The following is a 19,137-nucleotide window of genomic DNA, read 5'->3' as shown; positions in this document are numbered from 1 at the left end:
GCAAGAACACGAGTTTTGGTTAGCAAAGGCGGCAATACTAACTTAACTTAGCTAGATAAGTCATGAAAAGGGCTTTATTCCGATTAGACGGTGACTATAATGGCGCCAAAAATTGAGGGGAAACCGCAATGAACCAAGATCAACTCAAGCAAGCTGTGGCGAAAGCCGCCATCGATTATATTGCACCTAAATTAGAATTGGATTCGATTGTGGGTGTAGGTACTGGCTCGACGGCGAATTATTTCATCGATTATCTTGCCGAAATCAAAGGCACCTTCGACGGAACCGTCGCCAGTTCAGAAGCTTCCGCCGAGCGTTTAAAAAGTCATGGCATTCCTGTGTACGATCTCAATGTGGTTGATCGAGTTTTGGTTTATGTTGATGGCGCCGACGAAACCGATCCTAAAAAAATGCTGATTAAAGGTGGCGGCGCGGCACTAACACGCGAAAAAATTGTTGCCGCGGTTGCCGACGAATTTGTGTGTATTGCCGATGGCAGTAAATGGGTTGATGTACTTGGTGCGTTTCCGCTTCCGGTTGAAGTCATTCCCATGGCGCGTTCTCACGTTGCCCGTGAGCTTGTTAAATTAGGTGGAAGTCCTGTGTATCGAGAAGGCGTGGTTACCGATAACGGCAATATTATTATTGATGTTCACGACATGCAGATTCACGATCCTGTGGCGTTGGAATCGCAGATTAATCAAATTGTTGGTGTGGTTACCAATGGATTATTTGCGGCACGTAATGCGGATGTATTACTGCTTGCGACAGCCGAAGGCGTTAAAACCCATTCGTAAATATTGTGTTTAAAATGAATTTAATAATGTAAGTAATAAATTCAGAAAAGTTGTATCAAGTGGTTGTTAAAGTCTAGGGACCTCTCATTAACGCATTCGTGATTTAATCAAAGGGAAGAAATTGAAAATGCGATTTCCAATTTCTTCACAATTTCGATCACTTATACTTCTTAGAGTTGGTGGCACATCTCTGTGTCGCTGGAAACACTAGGTTAACCAGAGTTTCCTCTACTTGATTACGTCACAATAAAGGCCGATTTTTATCGGTCTTTATTTTTTATTAAGTGCTAACTTTACCTAAGCTGTGATGGATTATGATTGATTTCGAATATTGGAGCTTTTTCTTTGTTGCAGCACTTGCACTTAATTTATCGCCCGGTCCAGATTTAATTTATGTGCTAACGCAAACTATTTCTGGTGGCAAAAAAGTCGGCGTTGCCGCTGCATTAGGTGCTTGTTCCGGTGCTATGGTGCACGTTTGCGCTGCCGCATTGGGTGTTTCTGCGGTTATACAATCCTACCCATTCGGGTTCAAACTTATTAAGTATTTAGGCGCTGCTTATCTGGTTTATCTTGCTATTCAGGCGTTTAAAACATCTAAAATATCGCTCACCGATTCAAATATAAAAGACAAAAGCCCTTGGCAGGCGTATAAACACGGCGTATTAATTGACCTTTTTAACCCCAAGGTTGCTATTTTCTTTTTGTCTTTTTTACCACAATTCGTTCGTAAAGATACTGGGCATGCAGGGCTACAAATGTTACTGCTGGGAGCCATTATCGTATTTATGGCCGCGATCGTAGAAGTAATTGCTGTACAGCTTGCTGGTAAAATTTCGTCAAAATTAAGAAATGAGCCAAAATACGGTGTGTGGCTTAATTATTTTGTTGGTTTTGTATTTACTGGTTTAGCGGTAAATCTGCTGATTCCTTAAATGAAATTTTTAGTGTTTCCAACAATTTTTTGTGCGGTAAGGTTGCCGAGAGACGTTATAGAATTGTTTAGAAAATTCTATTAAAGTCCTCTGATTAAGTTATGAAGAAATTAATCAGAGGGAGGAGGTCAAAAAATGCGATTTTCAATTTCCTCACAATTTCAATTACTTACCGTTCTTGAAATTGGCGATACATTCTTGTTTCGCGAGAAACTCTAGGTTGATCAGAGTTTCTTATGCAATTGATTCGAGCTTTTTGTTCAAAGCAATAGGTAATTCTCCTTTGTCTTTGCATTCCATATACTTCGAACGAAGTCGTACCAAAAGAGTTGTATAATCATTCAGCTCTTCTTCTATTTCATAAAGTTCATCGTCATCTATTTCGTTAGATTGGACAGCTTCCCTTAGTTTTTCAATATTTGAGATAAGTGAGCCAAAAAGAATAATACAATCCGACCAACTAATTTCAATTTTTTCAGCACTCATGTCTATGCTCTCCTCCCAGATAGTTTCGACTTGTTTAAAGCCATTTCGGCCTGTATGTTCTCGATTTTTTCAGCCTTTTCAAACATTGTTTCTAGCAATGTAATATATTCGCTTTGTTTCATCTTTCTGGTAGCGACAATATGAACGTGTCCAGGTGAAACCAAGTCAACAGCAATAGCAAGGCCATTCGGTATCACTGAGTTTGCTTCGATCTTCCACCGATTCTTACCTCCATCAAAAACTTCATTTGCAGAGACGCCAGCATGTGAAGGAAGTACATACGTTATACCAGTTCGAGGATCTGTAAATAATTTTGAGTCTTGAGGCCTTATATCTCCATCTTTATTAGTGAATTTAGGAATCTTACCATTACCGTTACGATACAGATCTTTTTCGATTTGACGAATATCTGATATATAAAAATCTCTTTCTGTCTTCATTAAACTTTCCTTTTTATGGTGATGCAGAAATTGTAACTTGTGAATATATACAGATAAGTATTGCCATTTTGAGAGATAAAAGATGTAGAATTACGCGACAATATATGCGATCGAGCGCACAAGAACGGAAATTTTATTGTTAATAGGCGTTTCCAATTTCTTTTCTAAGTAATTATCTAGAGTAAAATAACAGAAAATTTAATGCTTTAGTTTATTTTTATAGGAACCTCTGATTAATTCCTTGATGATTTAATCAGAATTTCCCAAAAATGCGCATATTTATATTTGCTTAAATGTCTTCTCTAATATGTCCAGTGTATATTTTCTTTCTTTGGCATAATCAACAATGGGTTTAGGATAGTTTAATGTTGCGCACTGTGTGTCTGTGGGTTGATGGATTTTTTTATCGGTAATGGATTTTAGTTCGGGAACGAATCGTCGAATATAATCGCCATTGGGATCAAATTTTTCCGACTGTCGGTAAGGGTTGAATATTCGGAAGTAGGGCACTGCGTCGGCACCTACTGAAGCGCTCCATTGCCAACCACCGTTATTACTAGCGAAGTCGCCATCGATAAGATGTTGCATAAAATAGGCTTCGCCGAGATGCCAATCAATGCGCATTAATTTTGTAAAAAACGCGGCGACGATCATCCTTACTCTGTTGTGCATCCAGCCGGTTTGATTTAATTGTCGCATTCCTGCATCAACGATTGGGTAGCCGGTTTGTCCAAGACACCATTGATCAAACAGTTTGTCATTGTTCCACGGAAGGTTATCGCCAACGGGTTTAAAGCAATAACCTTTGCTGAGCTTTTTATCTTTGGCCATTAGATGGCGATAAAACTCTCGCCAAATTAATTCCGTTGTCCATTGTTTTTCTAATGCTTCGTGTCCCGAATGTTTTAATAATGTGTTTAGGCATTCTCGAACACTTAAGGAGCCAACGGTTAAATATGGCGAGACGGTACTGGTACCGTTGATGTTCGGAAAATCACGGTTTTCTTCGTAGTCAGATTCTCTATTTTGGATAAAAGACTCAAGATGTGCGTGTATTTTATTGGCGTCACTCAGCCACAAATCTTCACGATAATTTCCGCCGAAAGCTGGAATTTTATCGCTTTTTATAGCGCTTTCTGATTGTTTTCTGGGGGCTTTTACAACGTCTAAATCCGATAGTGTTATGGTTTTTCGCCAGCGGTTTGCAAACGGCGTGAACACTTGAAACATGCTGCCGTTGCCATTTACGACGCTACCGGGTTTTGCAATAACGTCTCCGTCAAAGCGGTGAGTGTTAACACCAATATGCGATAAGGCCTTTTCTACCTGTAAATCACGTTTGGCTTCGTTAACAGGGTATTCGTTATTAAACCAAATCGATTCGACATTTAATTTACTGCAAAGCTTTGCGAGTTGTTTGGGAATATTCGCATACCAGTCTGATATTAAAATTTTTACAGGGATATTTTTGGTATTTAGTTGTTTCGCTAACGCAATTAATGTGTCTCGTATAAGACCTATTTTTGCGGGACTATCGTTGTGCTCTTGCCATTGTTTTTCGCAGATGCAAAACACGGCAACCGTAAAACCGTTTTTGGAGGCGTTATAAAGAGCTGGATTATCGGTGATGCGAAGGTCGTTACGCAGCCAAACCAGCTGCGTTTTTTCAGTCTGTGTCATTTATATTTGATTGCGTAGGCCGAGTTCAAGAGGATAGGGGTCTAGGTAGACTTGTGATCGAATATAGTCGTTACCGTAGCGATCGACATAATGTTTGATCATGGTTACCGGTACACTTAACTGCACAATACCTCGGCGGTATAGGTCGATAACTTCTAATAAGTCTTTGCGAATTTCTCCGTCAACGGTTCGCTTTAGATAACCCAAAATATGTTGCAGGGTGTTGCAGTGATTTTTTCGCGTTGCCGGTTTGCTGAGCGTAGCCATAAAGCAATGAATGTATTGGTCGAGTACTTCGCGTTCGGACTTTTTGTTGTGATTGGCCACGATTCGGCCAGCTTCACGATAACCTTTCTGCGAATGCGCCATTAAGGTGTATTTGTAGCGACTGTGGAAGTCAACCAGGGCAGCAAAGGACGGCTTTTTCTCTACGGATTCACGCCAGTAATGCAGGGCGAAAACGCGCAAAATAAAATTCTCGCGCAATGGAGGGTCGTTTAATCTGCCTTCTTCCTCAACCGGCAGCAGCGGATTGTTGTCCATCACTGCTGCGGCAAATACGCCCCTACCTTTCTCTTCACTGGGATAGCCGTAGCTCTTGCTACTGGTATCGTCGTTGTAGACCTTTACTCGAAATGCACCACAGCTTGGTGAGTTCTTGATAAAAATATAGCCGCACAGATCAGTTAATTGTTTTGATGTGGTATCGCTGTAACTGTACATGCGCTCGGTAACATCAAGGTTTGGATCGTCGCTGCCGATAACGCGCGGTTTTTCGGGGTCACCCACCAAGCGAATGGTTGGTCTTGGAATACCCAAGCCGATGGCAACTTCTGGGCAATAGGGTTTGAAGTCGAACACTTTACTGAGAATGTCGGTACAAAATCGCGACCGTTTATGACCGCCGTTATAGCGAACTTCTTGGCCGAGAACGCAGGCACTGATACCAACGGGTATGTTTTGAGAATGTATTCGGTAGGGCAAGATTAATATCCAATAAGCTGTATGACTGTGTACGACTTAGAAGTGATTACGCGTAAGCCAGTCGTGATTAATCGGAAACACTAATCGGCTCGTCCCTTTTTAACGCTTTCTTTAGTTAGTCGATAAAAATACAGAGGCAATTAGAGTGTTCGATAATAAATTTACGTACGTTACAGATTACAGCTTAGATCAATTAGCAGCGGCTTTTAGAAGGCCGCTGTAATTTTTTAGACATTTATTGAAGAGGGAACCCTGATTAATCTAGAGTTTCTCTCGATACAAGGATGTGTCGCCCATTTCAAGAACGGTAAGTGATTGAAATTGAAAAGAAATTGGAAATCGCATTGTCAATTTCTGTCCTCTGATTAATTCATGGATGAGTTAATCAGAGGTTCCAAGAGTTTATCAAGGGCACTGGTACATGCTGAATTGTTGGCGGCCTTCTACGGGCTGGTCAATTGGTACGATCACGTTTGCATTCATGGCTGCCGCGTCGTTGCGCGCTTGGGTGAGCAGTTCTTTTTCAACCTTGTCTTTATTGCGTGAGATTCCGGTAACCTTATCAACGCCGCTGACGGTTAATACGCCCAAAGATTTACAATTGGCGACACTGGTGGATCGTCTCACGTCCACTTGCTCACCTTGATCAGTCAGTTTTACCCAGCTACAAGCACTTAGGCCGCTTACTAGCAGCACCGCAGCCACGATGGCGGTCTTTTTGTACAACATTTGTTCCTCGCTTTTGTGTATTTCTCAAATTACCAATAACGTGTATATGACAACTCTTTGATTAATTTTGTCGCAAAAATTCACCAATTTCAGCAATCGCTTGATTGGCTTCCGGCAAAATTGGCGCAAAACCTTGGAATACGTGAGGCATATCGGCAAACACCGATAATGCCACAGGGCTGCCCTGTTGCTGCGCTGCGTCGATAAATTCTTGGGCATCTTGCAGCAATATTTCGCGATCGCCCACTTGCAAAAGCGTTGGTGGTAATTCGTTTAGATCGCCAAAAACCGGAGACACCAGCGGATTATTGAGAGTCGCTTGTTCCTGCAAATAATTGGCAACTACATACGGCAGCGCTTTTAAGCTCAAAATAGGATCGTTGTTGTCGGTAAGATTTTTGCGCTGGTAGTTTAAATGTATTGCCGGAGACAATAGCACGCAGGCGTCCGGCAGCTTATGTTGTTGCTCTTTTAAGGCCAATACCGACGCAAGCGCTAGATTACCGCCCGCAGAGTCGCCGGCAATGTAGCAGCGTTCGGCTAGGTTCTCGGAGTCTGGGCCGTGTTTGATTAACCATTGAAAGCCGTGGATGACATCTTCTAAGCCATTTGGGAATGGGAATTCCGGCGCTAAACGATAATTTAGCGCTAAAACCGCGCTTTGACTGGCCTCCGCGATGCGAGAAATCAGGGCTCGATGGCTTGACGACGAGCCTGCCATCCACGAGCCGCCGTGCACGTACAAAAGTCGTCGCTCGGTTTGGCAGGTGGCTGGAAGAATCCACTCACAGGGCAGATCTCCCACCAGTACGGGTTTTATGGTTGTGCTTGGCACTAGGTTGAGTGTTTCGGGACTGGCTGCGAAATACAAATCCAATAGCGCACGTTTGTGCATCGGGTGGTTACCACTCGACCAAGAAAGATCCGCAATGGATTTCATGTGTGCAATCACGGTATCCAGACTCATCGTAAACCTCAGTCAGTTAGTTGTACGTTTACCGATTCAGGTTCGAATACTAAAGCCGGTAAAAAGATTAATTACTGATCAGCACTTGGGAACAATCAGGTCTGTGCTATTATAGCGCCCCTTTTTCGCCGCAGAGCGCTGTTTAATTGCGCTGACTCGGTGATTAGAGTTTCGAAGCGTTAGGGATTTCTGATGAATTTATTCGTAAATAATTCAGAAAACAGGCATTTCAATAACGCGATGGTTATTGAAATTAACGACACCTTTTTTGTTTGTGTCGATGCAGTTTTATTTGTGTCGATAGAGTGTGTCGACAGAAGCTCCGCATTTATGCGAGTTTCCTATTATAACTCCATGAGAGAAAGCGCTACGGCGCCAAGCAATTAGCTGGTTCAGCGACAGCTGACTGGCACCACCGCCAATCAACGTTACAGTGATTGCAACCATTTAGTTGAGGTTAAAGAGCATTATGGCCAACACGTCGCTCAATAAAGACAAGATTAAGTTTCTCCTGCTTGAAGGCGTGCATCAGTCGGCGATTGATACACTGACCCAAGCCGGTTACAGCAACATCGAATACATAAAAACCGCAGTGCCCGAAAACGAGCTGATCGAAAAAATCAAAGACGCTCATTTCGTTGGCATTCGTTCCCGCAGTCAATTGACTCGCCGAGTATTTGAAAACGCAGAGAAGCTAATCGCAGTAGGTTGTTTCTGTATTGGTACCAACCAAGTTGATTTAGACGCTGCACAAGAGCACGGTGTTGTGGTGTTTAACGCACCATATTCAAACACACGTTCTGTAGCTGAGTTGGTAATTGCTGAGGCGATTTTATTATTGCGTCGAATTCCTGAGAAAAACGCCGATGCACATCGCGGCGGCTGGCAAAAAAGCGCTGAAGGCTCCTACGAGATTCGCGGAAAAACCTTGGGTATTGTGGGTTACGGCTCGATTGGTACTCAAGTCAGTGTGCTTGCCGAAGCGTTAGGCATGAAAGTGTGTTTTTACGATACCATTACCAAGCTTCCTTTGGGTAATGCAACGCAAATTCGCGATCTGAACGAGTTATTAGCCATTTCTGATATCGTCAGTTTGCACGTACCAGAATTGCCATCCACCAAAGATATGATCGGTGAAAAAGAAATTGCAGCCATGAAAAAAGGCGCAATTCTTCTGAACGCTTCTCGCGGATCGGTTGTGGTTATTGAAGCATTAGCGGCGGCACTTGAGAGCGGTCACCTTGCCGGTACGGCTATCGATGTATTCCCGGTAGAGCCACGCGGTAACGACGATGAGTTTATTTCTCCTCTGCGCGGCCACGATAACGCGATTTTGACGCCACACATTGGTGGTTCTACACAAGAAGCGCAAGAAAATATCGGTTCTGAAGTGGCTGAAAAATTGGTCAAATACTCAGATAACGGTACCACTATTTCTTCTGTGAATTTCCCAGAGGTTGCGTTACCGGCACACACGGGTACACACCGCTTGTTGCACGTTCACAAAAATATTCCGGGCATCTTGTCTGAAATTAACCGAGTATTTTCTGAAAACAACATCAACATCTGTGGCCAGTTCTTACAAACTAAAGGCACCGTTGGTTATGTGGTGGTTGATATCGACGCAGACTACAGCGAAATGGCTCTAGAGCGTCTTCGCAAAATCAACGGCACAATTCGCGCGCGCATCTTGTTTTAATAGCGTTTGCTATTAACAACCGTTGAAATAAAAAAACCTCGCATTAGCGAGGTTTTTTTATGCGTTAATCAGAGGATAGAAATTGCAATGCGATTTCCAATGTCTTCACAATTTCAATCACTTACCGTTCTTGAAATTGGCGACATATCCTTGTGTCGCGAGAAACTCTGGTTAATCAGAGTTTCCTGTAGCATGGTTTGATTTAGCAGTAGTGCGCGGTTATTGCCGATGTTCTTTAAAATTAGCGTTCGCTTAAATCCTGCTTAATGGCATTCAGTCTTGGCACGTCGCTGATGCTTAGGCTGTTGGTTTGGCCGTCTTCTGTGTGCTCTAGCTTCACAATGCTGTAGGCCAAGTCTTTTGCCAGCCACACTCGTGTTGCTCGGTCGTCTTCGCTATCACGCTTTTCAATCAATAATGCCTCGAATTTGCCAACGTCGGTATCGATAACATCATTGCCAACAATTTCAAAATGATACTCTTTAACACCACGTTTTTTGGCAATCGTATAATCAACACCTTGTTCTTGAACCTGCGGAGCGTTACACGCTACATCTAATTGCAGGCGCAATTGGTAATTCAAAGCATCGTGTAACTCGTTGTCGAACATCACCGTGTTTTCGCCTTTGGCGGATTCACTCACATAGGTATGCTGTTGGTAGTCGGCTTTAATGGTTAAATCTTTGCCGTCACCCATGCCTTTGCGCTTATGTTCAAATTCGCGCAGCTGCCAGCTGGGTAAATCGAATACGCTTTTTTCCTCAATTCCTAGAAATAACCAATTGGCTCTGGATTGCATTTCCCAGGCATCGTTTTCAAGGGAATTGATGGTGCGTTCAGACTTAACCGATACAGAGTTTACGGTGGCATTGTATTTAAAGGTAACGCCATCGAGCTGATTTAATATATTCAGTTCGCATTCATTGATGGCATTGTTTGGGTTACCAACAAGGGTGGGTTTAGACGGTTGTGAGCTAGAAGCAAAGGGCTCAGAGGCTACTTCTGCGTGGGCAGATGTAAGCCATAACATGCCAGAAAATAACGCCAATGAAATTGGTTTTAAACCAATAAGAGTCGGTCGCAAAAAGTGCAATCTACGAGAAATCACTCAACCCCCAAAGCTGTTTAACGCAAATAATGTGATTAATTAGAGAAGGTAAATACGCTTTACTTTAGCTCAAGTCTTGATGATAACTCGGCTTGCCTGAACGGGATCAAAACCAGCGACGTTAAGACATAAAGTCTAGCAGCTTGTTCAAACCTTTAACCAGCTGCGTTTAAACAGAATTTTTGACGGGAGCTTTTATAATTTTTGGTGAATTTAAACATTAGGAAACTCTGATTAACTAGAGTTTCTCGCGACACAAGGATGTGTCGCCAATTTCAAGAACTGTAAGTGATTGAAATTGTGAAGAAATTGGAAATCGCATTTTCAATTTCTGTCCTCTGATTAAATCATGGATGAGTTAATCAGAGGTTCCATTACTAATAGGCGAGAAGTTCTTTCTCAATAATGGCCATGACTTGGTTGCGATAATAATCGCTTTCGTTCACCAAATTATGTTGCGCGTCCATAATAATCTCGGCGGTTAAATTAGGCATTTTTTCCTGCGCCAGTGGTAGGTTGTACGTCCAATCTACGGTTTGATCGTCATCGCCTTGAATATAAATTATCTCAGACGAGTTTGATTCGAAACTATTAAAACGCGCGATCCACTCTTTTAACGCGGCAATCCATTGCATAGAGACCTTATTAAATTGCAAAGGATCTGTGCGTAAAAAATTGGCGAATTCTTTGTCGTGGCTACCGACCTGATGCAGACTTCTTGGAAAATACTTTAGCCAGGGATAAACCAAGCTGTGGGCGTTGCCAACAAAGCCCCAACTCTTGATGCGAATCAGCGGTGCTAGTAAGAGTGTTTTGGCGAAATTGTGGTCTGGATGGGTAAACAAATAATCAAAGATAACGGCGCCACCAGTGCTTTGGCCAATGGCGATTTGCGGGCCGGTAAGCTGCAAAGTATCTTGGATTTGCTCGATGATATCCTCAAAAACTCTGGTGTAGGTAGTAAACGAATCGATTTCGATACGTGCACCGCTGCTTAATCCATGCCCCGGCTCGTCGTAAGCAACCACATTGAATCCCAAGTTAATGAGATGACGAATTAGGTGATGATACAAACCGGTGTGATCCCAATAACCATGCACAACTACCGCAGTGCCGCGAGGGTTCTCCGGTTGCCAGCTTTGCACTGCAATTTGATAACCCTGTGTCGATAACTTACCAAATAGATAGTGATGTTTAGATGCAAACCTCAGTCGGTAGTAGTCGAGGTAATTTTCGTGACGTTCGGGCAGTGTTTGACCGATTTGAGCGGCTTTTGCAGCGTTCGCTAAGGTTGGCCAGTGGTTGGCCAAATCGAGAAAATCATCAGTCATACAAAGTGTTCAATGTAAGTAAAACTGCCAAGGTAACCAAAGCCTGAATCAATAACAAGGCGCAAGGTTTTTTAATGCGATCTAGGCTGGATTCCACCAGCAAGAGCAAGGCTAAACCAAGCTCTTACTGTAATTGATGTTAGTTGGAGATACGAAAACGAATTTCGATACGGAAGTTATATAGGCCTTCTTCTAACAGTGATAACGGCGGCGCCGGAAAAGGTTTGCTGTTTTCAACCGCCCGAGAGGCGGCCTTATTAAAAAAGGAATACTTTGACTCTTCGGTAACCGCAGAGTTAATTACATTGCCTTCGTTATCGAGCTGAATCGAAATGCTCACCTCACTTTCGCGGCCCAGTTTTAAACCACGTTCAGGAAAAACCACGTTTGAATAAATCAGGTCGCGAACCGATTCGTAGTAGCGCTTGTTCGAGAGAATATCTTCGGCGGTAATGGCGGCAAGATCTTCTTCAGATTCCTCTTCCTCTTCTTCAGGTAGGTTACCTGCAGCGGTGAGAGGCACGGGCGATGTGGAAAGCGACGCGGCAAGAGGCTGAGCTGCGTCCTCGTCTTCCGATTCTGGAATCGTCTCTGCTGAGCTTACGGAGTGCTCCGCAATTTGAGTCACCTCCGGCGCAGAATCGTCGGACTCTTGCTCGTCGGCAACAAGTTCTAGTGGTGGCTTAGATACCGGAGTATCGACGGTTTCAGCCGGTGCTTGCTGAGCTGGTGCGCCGCTGTTGTTGCCATTATTGCTATTGTTATTACCACTGTTGGTAACATTACTACTGTTGTTGCTATTGCCGTTACCGTTGGCAGTTTGAGCCAAGCGCTGAGAATTCCCTTGATTGGGTGCAGTTGGGGGTGTAGTTGATCCCGTTTGCGCTCTAGGTACTGGTGTTGCGGCAACGGCGACTGTTTCGGTCTCTGTTTCGCTGGGGTCCTCTGGGGCAGCCAGCCAGTTTGCTGTGATCTGCTCCAGCCTGGTCGGCGTTGCTGCTAAACTGTCGTATCGAGACTTTAATTCGGTACTAACATCTCCGGCGGCGAGAATTTGCTCTTTGAAATGAGTAGACGGTGGCACAGGGCCAATCCAGGTTTGCATCAGCAACTGGAACAGACCACGCGACTCAATGGTACCTAATGGCAAACCATTAATATCGACGGAGACTCCGGTGCCGGTATTGACGATGCGAAGTTTATCGCCCGGAATAAGACGGCCTTTGATGAGGGAGGTCAGTGAAACGAGATCATTGGCGTAGAATTCTAAGTCGTCGGGTTTGGCGTTGATGGAAACTGCTTCTACCCAGAGACGCGACATGCTGCGCGGACTGATCTTGTCGGAAACAATTTGGTATTCCATAACCGCATTCGTATTAATGCCTAACGCGGTAGTCGCATCCGTAGTCGGTTGATCTAAATAAAGCGCGGCAATGTAACGTTCTTTGCCGAAGCTTTCATACACAGACATTCCATTTAACGCTGCATTTGCAGAAACACTAAGCAGGCTACCCCAAAACAGCCCTAGAACCGCGTATGCGTTTAGATGAGATTTGAATGACATCCTCGAAGCGACTTGCTTTCTCACACAATTCCCCTTTTGCCAGTGCCAAGTCCTGAAAATAAAAAATGGCGATGTACGTTGGTGTTTTTATCAAGCTAAAAATAATTGTTATATGGGTCTAAGCCCTGTCAGGTACTCAATCAGTTAAGATTAAAATACAAACAATTTATTGACGCTTTAGACCGAAAAAGCCTTACATATATATGTGATAAAAAATTTAAGCGACAAACAATATCGTATCGTTATTGTGGTAGTGTGAAAGTTAGGCAAATTTGTTCTTATGTATATAAAAAAAAATCGGTGACGAAAAGAGGCGCGCGCTCGAAAAAAACAAAAATGGCTGTTCGAAATGTAAAAACATTTTTTATGGTCGCTTATAGTAGAGTTGCACTCGAAAAGGCTGCGTTAAGCGACAATGCAGTGCGAAAAATAGAGTCAGCGAGGCTCGTTCTTATCGACACTAAATACGAGCAAATTTAGCGCCGATAAGAACTTCGAATTTTGAGGCGGGATAATCCAAGGCTTTTTCAATTTGCTGTGGATAAGTTCCCAGAGTTTGATACAGGCCTTGGGTATCGGTGTTAAATTTTTGTGGGCTGGCTGTGTGTAATTTGTGTGTAGTGACGGACAGTTTGTCCTGCCGCCAATTCTGGTGCGTTGTCTAGCAGTGAAGCAGACTCTACGCACACCATCTTTTGATAGTCCTGTGGATTAAAATCACTCAAACGCTGCGATTTATCGACCCAAGGATTCCAAATTACCCAGCTTGGTAAATTATGACTGTGAATATCGATACGACCTTGCTGGTCTTCCTCAATCAAGTGCACGGTTGATGGTCCAGTTGGGCACACTAAATCCGTTTCTTCCGTAAAGTTGAGCGCGTCATCCTGGGATTGCTCTAACCAATTTTCGGCCGCATTAAAACAAACAGTGTCTTCTAATCCGGTTAGATAACATTTTTCAACATTATCTACCGCCAAATACGAATGCAAGGCCAGTGAATATTGGAATGCACTAAGGCCGGTATTTGTAACTGAAAGCGTTAACTTCAAGCTTTCACCAACGCGCACTTCTAAAGAAAGCCGAGCCTGATATGGCCAGGCTGGATAAGTTTGTGGCGTGACATCAAGGCTCAGCGTCAGCGTGGTTTCGTTGGGCAATGCCACAATATCATGGAGCTGCCATTGCAGATTGCGCACAAAACCATGGGCAGGAGCGTTTTCGACATCTTCAACCTGTTGGCTAATGGCTGCTGGATTGCGTTTTAAATCGCCAAACCATGGCCAGCAAATTGGAATGCCGCCGCGCAGTGGAACATCCGGTAAAAATCGATTGGCACTGCTTAAAAACAAGGTCGGTTTTTCGCCGTGGCGCTGATATTCGCTGACTTGTGCACCCTGTAAAAACACGGTGGCTACGGCCTTGTCATTGGTTACGGTTATCGCCGGTAGGCTTTTATGAATTTCAATTTGTACACCCGGTAATTCGCCAAAACGGGCGTAAAGTGTTTGAAGCGTTGTGGCAAGATCACTCGACATAGGATTTCCTCGAACATTTTCCCTATTCTCGCAAAAAATTAGCGTCGATGACGAGGCCCAATCCATAGCAAAGACGTGTTATGGACTCTGCCTGGCTGCCACTTAAGGTGAATTTGTGGTACTTTTAGATACTGGAGTAGAGAAAGCCTGAAAATGTTTTAGGCAAACTCGCCACCAACAAATTATCAACTTGCCAACCCGCCAGTTCAACGAATGGGAAGCGTTAAACTATGACCAGCTTTACTCAACAACTCGAGAAAATCAAAACGCAAAAGGGATTTATCGCCGCTTTGGACCAAAGTGGGGGCAGTACTCCTAAGGCTCTTCGCCTTTATGGAATCGAAGAAGATCAATACAGTGGTGACGAAGCTATGTTTGATCTTGTGCATCAAATGCGCACTCGCATCATTACCAGCCCTGCATTCACCGGTGAGCGTGTTCTCGGAGCGATCTTATTTGAAAACACTCTAGATCGTGACATCGAAGGAATGCCATCGTCTGCGTTCCTTTGGAAAGAAAAGAACGTTGTTCCATTTTTGAAGGTCGATAAAGGTCTTGCCGATCTTGAAAACGGCGTTCAACTTATGAAACCTATGCCAAATCTTGCTGAGCTACTTCAAAAAGCCAAAGCTCAAGAAGTGTTTGGCACCAAAATGCGTTCTTTCATTGCCGAAGCCAACGAAGAAGGCATTAAAGCAGTTGTTGAACAACAGTTTGAAGTAGGCTTACAAATTGTTGAAGCGGGATTGGTTCCAATCATCGAGCCTGAAGTAGACATCAAAAGTGCTACCAAGGCAGAAGCGGAAGAAATGCTAAAAGCAGCGCTTTTGGCTAAGTTAGATGCACTTGCCGATGATCAATTGGTTATGTTGAAACTCTCATTGCCAAGCAAGCCGGGTTTCTACCAAGAGTGTATCGATCATCCAAAATGCATCAAAGTTGTTGCTTTATCGGGTGGTTACAGCCGCGACGACGCCAACGCTAAAACCGCAGAAAACCCAGGCATGATCGCGAGCTTCTCGCGTGCATTAACCGAAGGTTTATCGGCGCAGCAAAGCGACGAAGAATTCAATGCATTGCTAGACAGTGCCATTGAGTCGATCTACCAAGCGTCTAGCACCTGATCGAATGCGATGAATTCAGTCATGATTTAATCAAAATTGTCTGAAATTTATTGGATGTTTTGAATGTCGAAAAGCCACATGAGTGTAAAAACCGTGTGGCTTTTTTGTAAGTAATAATTTCTCTGCCAGTAAATAATGTTTTTAAATTAGAAACCACTATGAAACGACCGACGATAACTGTGTTGAGTGTCTTATTACTCTCTTCTGTAGCGGTAAATATCTGGCAATATAAACACTCACTTAGCGTCGATGATCCAAAGCCTCAGGCTAAACTAACACCCAACAATTCTGCACACCCAGAGACCTCAAGTAAAACCGCTTCATCCACCGAATCACTGACAATTTCTGAATTAGCAGTCTCTTGGTTTTTAGAATACCGTTTTGATGAAGCCTACAAGGTTTATGAGTTGATCGAAAATACCGACATAAAAGCAGCGGAACAATTAAAAGCACAATTGTTGGTGGCCGTAGAAAATAAATTAGCAAACGGCGATAGCGAATATACAAGAAGTGCCCTCGATTATTGGTTAGAACAAAATGCTTATGACGAAGATTTTTTAGAGTTAAAAGCAAAGTTCTTTATTGCACAAAATCGAATTGCCCAGGCGGTCGATATTTATTTTGAGCTGACAACACTAACCACATCCGAAACGCGGCTGCAAAGTTATCGCAAAAGCATTGAGCAGCAAGCCGAGCATTATATCGCTGAACTGGTAACACAAAAAAACTGGTTAGATGCCATCGCGTTTCTCGACCAATTAATTTGGCAAGAACCAGATAACATAGAGCATCTACTAACGTTGGCAAAAATATACATTGCCGCAGAAGACAACGAAAGCGCACGAATTCCCTTAGAGACTGCCAGTCATTTCCCAGAATACGAACTTGAAGCTCACAATTTACTGGCTTTAATTACACCCAAAGAACCCGAACCGATAAAAACCAATCGCCAACTCGCGAGATCGGAAATTCAACTGCAACCGCTCAATAATCACTTCTTGGTACCATTAACCATAAATCGCAATTCTCGAGTGTCGTTGCTAATTGATACCGGCGCTTCACTAACGGTTTTGTCGCGACACAGCTTTAATCGGCTTAACATTGCCAATCGCGTTACATTTTTATCAACAGCACAAATGAATACCGCTGGTGGTATTGCTAATGCCGACATCTATCAAGTGGATAAACTCACCGTGGGAAATTTTAGTGTTGCAGATGCACAAATTGCCGTGATGGACTTGGGTGATTTGGGCGGAAGCGACGGTCTCTTAGGGATGAATTTTCTCGGGCAATTTAATTTCCAAATTGATACCGAAGACCATATTTTATCGCTGCGCCAAAAATAATCACGTTTATAAATCTCTAATTCATTTCGCAATGATTTAATCGTTGAGGCGTTGACCAGAGATTTATAAAGCGAGTTTTTCGATAAGACTATACTTAAATTAGACCAATATCTTAAATTAGACCAATTAACTTTTAAGAATAGTTACGCCAGATAGCTTTTGTAATTCATCAAGTTCAGAAGGCGTTACAAATGCCAATCCCGCTTCGGTACCAAATGAAACGGTATTAAATGCAACAAAGTGTCGTTGATTTTTATTTTGGTCTGCAAGACAATTATTGATAAAGCTAACAATGTTTAAATCAACATAGTCTGTATCACCCTCAAGATTTGCAGAATACAATTTACCTTCAAGTTCGAACTCAATAACTCTAACACGATTCTCTTCACTGAAACCTATTGCGCTGGGTGAAAATTCGCCATTAGATAACTGTTCAAATATTTTCAGTAAATAAGCATAGTCTTTCACATCATCAACGGATTCTAAGTCAATTATTTGGTGGGAATCGGCCAACAGTTCTGCAAAGGTTTTTTGATTGATATTCAATAGGTTTGTTAAGTTTACGATGCCTGAATTTGAGCGGATTTCATCAAAATCGATAATGTCTGTGAGTTTGTTTGCGACAAAAACTTTATCTTCAACCCAATTTAAAGAATGCGCATAGATTCCCTTAACGGTTCCATTCTTTTCAAACACGTAAGCTAAGCCTGTATCTTGTTCCGGGAGTTCGTTTGTCCACGCAAAGGTAAACGATTTATGTTCCTTCCAATTAGAAGACATCGAATAGGAGATCTTTTCATTGGCTTTCAAAAGAATATTTTCGCCTTCTGAAGCCATCCTATTCGGAAAGGCAAAACTTCCGTCGTTTGATGAGCGAACATTTTTTGAGTTTAATAAAAAATACTTCGCATCTAAGAACCAATGTGGGGGGCTTTTTGCTATATCAATAACATAGGTGCTATCGGGTTGTGCATCGATCAATTCATAGAGTATTTTAAGTTCTTCAGGCAGCTTAAATCCTAGTTGGCGTTCTATTTTCTTTAGCATATTGCTCTTGAGTCCCAGTTGATCTTTTATTTTCTCTAATATCGATGTCATTAATAAGTTCTACTTTTATTAAAGTTGATTATTACAACCTCTGATTAACTCACCCATGATTTAATCAGAGGACAGAAATTGAAAATGCGATTTCCAATTTTTTCACAATTTCTATCACTTTCAGTTCTTGAATAGGAAACTCTAGGTTAATCAGAGTTTCCTATTTAAGTTACCCTGTAGCGTATTTATTTGCCATGAGTTTTGGAGTACAAAACACGTCAATTTGTTATTTAATGATTATCTAAAAAATGCACCAGATCATAAGGGTAAAATTCGTGATCTTTAAAAGAGCTGTCATCGATATTAAAGAATTTTACTACTAAAGCAGCTTCCCAAGCCCAAAAACCTTGGTAATGGCTATCAATTGAATCAATTAAAGTTTTCCGGTCTTTTACTCTAATTCCTGCAAACACTCCTATTGAATGAAGGCCACGTAAATGGCCTATTAACCTCGGCCAGTCATCTAGATACTTTTTCACCAACGCCGGGCGTTCATTTATATCAGCATCAATCACTTGATCAAGCAAACCGAAGGTTTCCGGGTTCATACAGGTTTTAGCTACGATGCGATTCGGTTGATAATGTTTAATAATGGTATCAATTAAACGATCTTTTCCTGCACGCCCTAAAAATGGAGCCACTTTAGCAATTTTTTGTGTTTCACCACCGAAACAAATAAACCAACAAAGCCATGTATAAACTGAATGGTATCTGCACTCAGGGCCATCTCCGCGTAGACCACTGGTACGAGGAGTTTGATCTGTTAACAAATACATTTCTTCAAGATTGTGTTTTTTCATCTCTTGAACATAGAAAATATAATCATCCAACAGTGGCAATACTAACTCCTGCTGTATAGCCATTAAGTTATCGCCTCGGCTATAGCGTTTGGGAATCAATGTTTGCGGAAGTTCAATCAAAAAATTCGTCAAAGGGCTGATTTTTTGCACGCCGTGTTGCTCTCTTAAACAAGCCGCTTCATAACTCTTATGAGGGTTGAACTGCTTACACGCTTCTGTAAGTAGGGTTATTGATGCATCAAAAAATTCTTTTGATTCGTTCTTATCTCTCATTGGGTAGTTCCTTTTTTTATCTAACTTCCACGAATTAGTTTACGTTTAAATTTTTAGCATTATACGCGGATACTAATCAACGATTTGCGAAAAAGAATTCCTAGATGTTGAGAGTTATAAAAGGGAAAGCAGAATTTATGTGAGACGAGTAAACTAAAGAATCGCGGTTTCAGATAATAAGTGCAATTGGTAGTTGAGAGGCCAGCTGGTAGAGTCAGCACCTCTCCCGACCAAGAGA

17 protein-coding genes are annotated in these 19,137 nt (G+C 42.5%); 5 read left to right on the top strand and 12 right to left on the bottom strand.

The annotated features are described in order from the left end of the window. Positions 1-128 precede the first annotated feature (128 nt). Entirely contained in the window at positions 129-797 is a 669-nt protein-coding gene (gene rpiA, locus ACYQ2C_RS08545; RefSeq protein WP_460051590.1) for a ribose-5-phosphate isomerase RpiA, read from the top strand. 314 nt (positions 798-1,111) lie between these two features. Next, complete coding sequence (locus ACYQ2C_RS08540) at positions 1,112-1,732, top strand: LysE family translocator (RefSeq protein ID WP_460101604.1); 621 nt, start codon at positions 1,112-1,114, stop codon at positions 1,730-1,732. Between the two features lie 234 nt (positions 1,733-1,966). On the opposite strand, the gene ACYQ2C_RS08535 is transcribed toward ACYQ2C_RS08540, so the two are convergent. The 6 genes from ACYQ2C_RS08535 to ACYQ2C_RS08510 all read right to left on the bottom strand — a co-directional run bounded on the left by ACYQ2C_RS08535 (position 1,967) and on the right by ACYQ2C_RS08510 (position 7,018). After that, positions 1,967-2,218, bottom strand: coding sequence for a hypothetical protein (locus tag ACYQ2C_RS08535; protein ID WP_460101602.1), 252 nt, complete (start codon positions 2,216-2,218; stop codon positions 1,967-1,969). 2 nt (positions 2,219-2,220) lie between these two features. Beyond that, positions 2,221-2,658 carry a hypothetical protein gene (locus ACYQ2C_RS08530; protein ID WP_460101600.1) on the bottom strand — a complete coding sequence of 146 codons (438 nt, stop codon included), beginning with the start codon at positions 2,656-2,658 and terminating at the stop codon, positions 2,221-2,223. A gap of 279 nt (positions 2,659-2,937) precedes the next feature. Next, a complete protein-coding gene (locus ACYQ2C_RS08525; protein ID WP_460101598.1) occupies positions 2,938-4,338 on the bottom strand; it encodes a cryptochrome/photolyase family protein in 1,401 nt (466 codons plus the stop codon). Then, a complete protein-coding gene (locus ACYQ2C_RS08520; protein WP_460101596.1) occupies positions 4,339-5,322 on the bottom strand; it encodes a YbgA family protein in 984 nt (327 codons plus the stop codon). 405 nt (positions 5,323-5,727) lie between these two features. Next, complete coding sequence (locus ACYQ2C_RS08515; RefSeq protein ID WP_460051597.1) at positions 5,728-6,051, bottom strand: DUF4156 domain-containing protein; 324 nt, start codon at positions 6,049-6,051, stop codon at positions 5,728-5,730. Positions 6,052-6,112: 61 nt separating this feature from the next. Then, entirely contained in the window at positions 6,113-7,018 is a 906-nt protein-coding gene (locus ACYQ2C_RS08510) for an alpha/beta hydrolase (RefSeq protein ID WP_460101594.1), read from the bottom strand. Between the two features lie 469 nt (positions 7,019-7,487). Between ACYQ2C_RS08510 and serA the strand changes: the two genes are divergently transcribed. Further along, positions 7,488-8,717, top strand: a complete 1,230-nt coding sequence (gene serA / locus ACYQ2C_RS08505; protein WP_460051600.1) for a phosphoglycerate dehydrogenase — start codon at positions 7,488-7,490, stop codon at positions 8,715-8,717. A gap of 241 nt (positions 8,718-8,958) precedes the next feature. Here the strand turns inward: serA and ACYQ2C_RS08500 are convergent, their stop codons facing one another. From ACYQ2C_RS08500 to ACYQ2C_RS08485, 4 genes are all read right to left on the bottom strand, one after another. Beyond that, positions 8,959-9,825, bottom strand: a complete 867-nt coding sequence (locus ACYQ2C_RS08500; RefSeq protein WP_460101591.1) for a DUF3108 domain-containing protein — start codon at positions 9,823-9,825, stop codon at positions 8,959-8,961. A 377-nt stretch (positions 9,826-10,202) separates the two neighbouring features. Continuing rightward, positions 10,203-11,156 carry an alpha/beta hydrolase gene (locus tag ACYQ2C_RS08495; protein ID WP_460101589.1) on the bottom strand — a complete coding sequence of 318 codons (954 nt, stop codon included), beginning with the start codon at positions 11,154-11,156 and terminating at the stop codon, positions 10,203-10,205. 139 nt (positions 11,157-11,295) lie between these two features. After that, on the bottom strand, positions 11,296-12,744 hold the full coding sequence (locus ACYQ2C_RS08490) for a TonB family protein (RefSeq protein WP_460101587.1): 1,449 nt from the start codon (positions 12,742-12,744) through the stop codon (positions 11,296-11,298). Between the two features lie 557 nt (positions 12,745-13,301). Further along, a complete protein-coding gene (locus ACYQ2C_RS08485; RefSeq protein ID WP_460101585.1) occupies positions 13,302-14,258 on the bottom strand; it encodes a D-hexose-6-phosphate mutarotase in 957 nt (318 codons plus the stop codon). Positions 14,259-14,488: 230 nt separating this feature from the next. Between ACYQ2C_RS08485 and ACYQ2C_RS08480 the strand changes: the two genes are divergently transcribed. Next, entirely contained in the window at positions 14,489-15,382 is an 894-nt protein-coding gene (locus ACYQ2C_RS08480; protein WP_460101583.1) for a fructose bisphosphate aldolase, read from the top strand. A 158-nt stretch (positions 15,383-15,540) separates the two neighbouring features. Next, complete coding sequence (locus tag ACYQ2C_RS08475) at positions 15,541-16,728, top strand: aspartyl protease family protein (protein ID WP_460101581.1); 1,188 nt, start codon at positions 15,541-15,543, stop codon at positions 16,726-16,728. A gap of 126 nt (positions 16,729-16,854) precedes the next feature. On the opposite strand, the gene ACYQ2C_RS08470 is transcribed toward ACYQ2C_RS08475, so the two are convergent. Both ACYQ2C_RS08470 and ACYQ2C_RS08465 read right to left on the bottom strand, forming a co-directional pair. Next, complete coding sequence (locus ACYQ2C_RS08470) at positions 16,855-17,826, bottom strand: hypothetical protein (protein WP_460101579.1); 972 nt, start codon at positions 17,824-17,826, stop codon at positions 16,855-16,857. Positions 17,827-18,056: 230 nt separating this feature from the next. Continuing rightward, positions 18,057-18,899 (bottom strand): PoNe immunity protein domain-containing protein, encoded by an 843-nt coding sequence (locus ACYQ2C_RS08465; protein WP_460101577.1) that lies wholly within the window; start codon positions 18,897-18,899, stop codon positions 18,057-18,059. Positions 18,900-19,137 lie beyond the last annotated feature (238 nt).

It is taken from the genome of Sessilibacter sp. MAH3, assembly GCF_054658275.1.
Note: the sequence above shows the minus strand (reverse complement) of the source record. Positions and strands in the feature narration are given on the sequence as shown.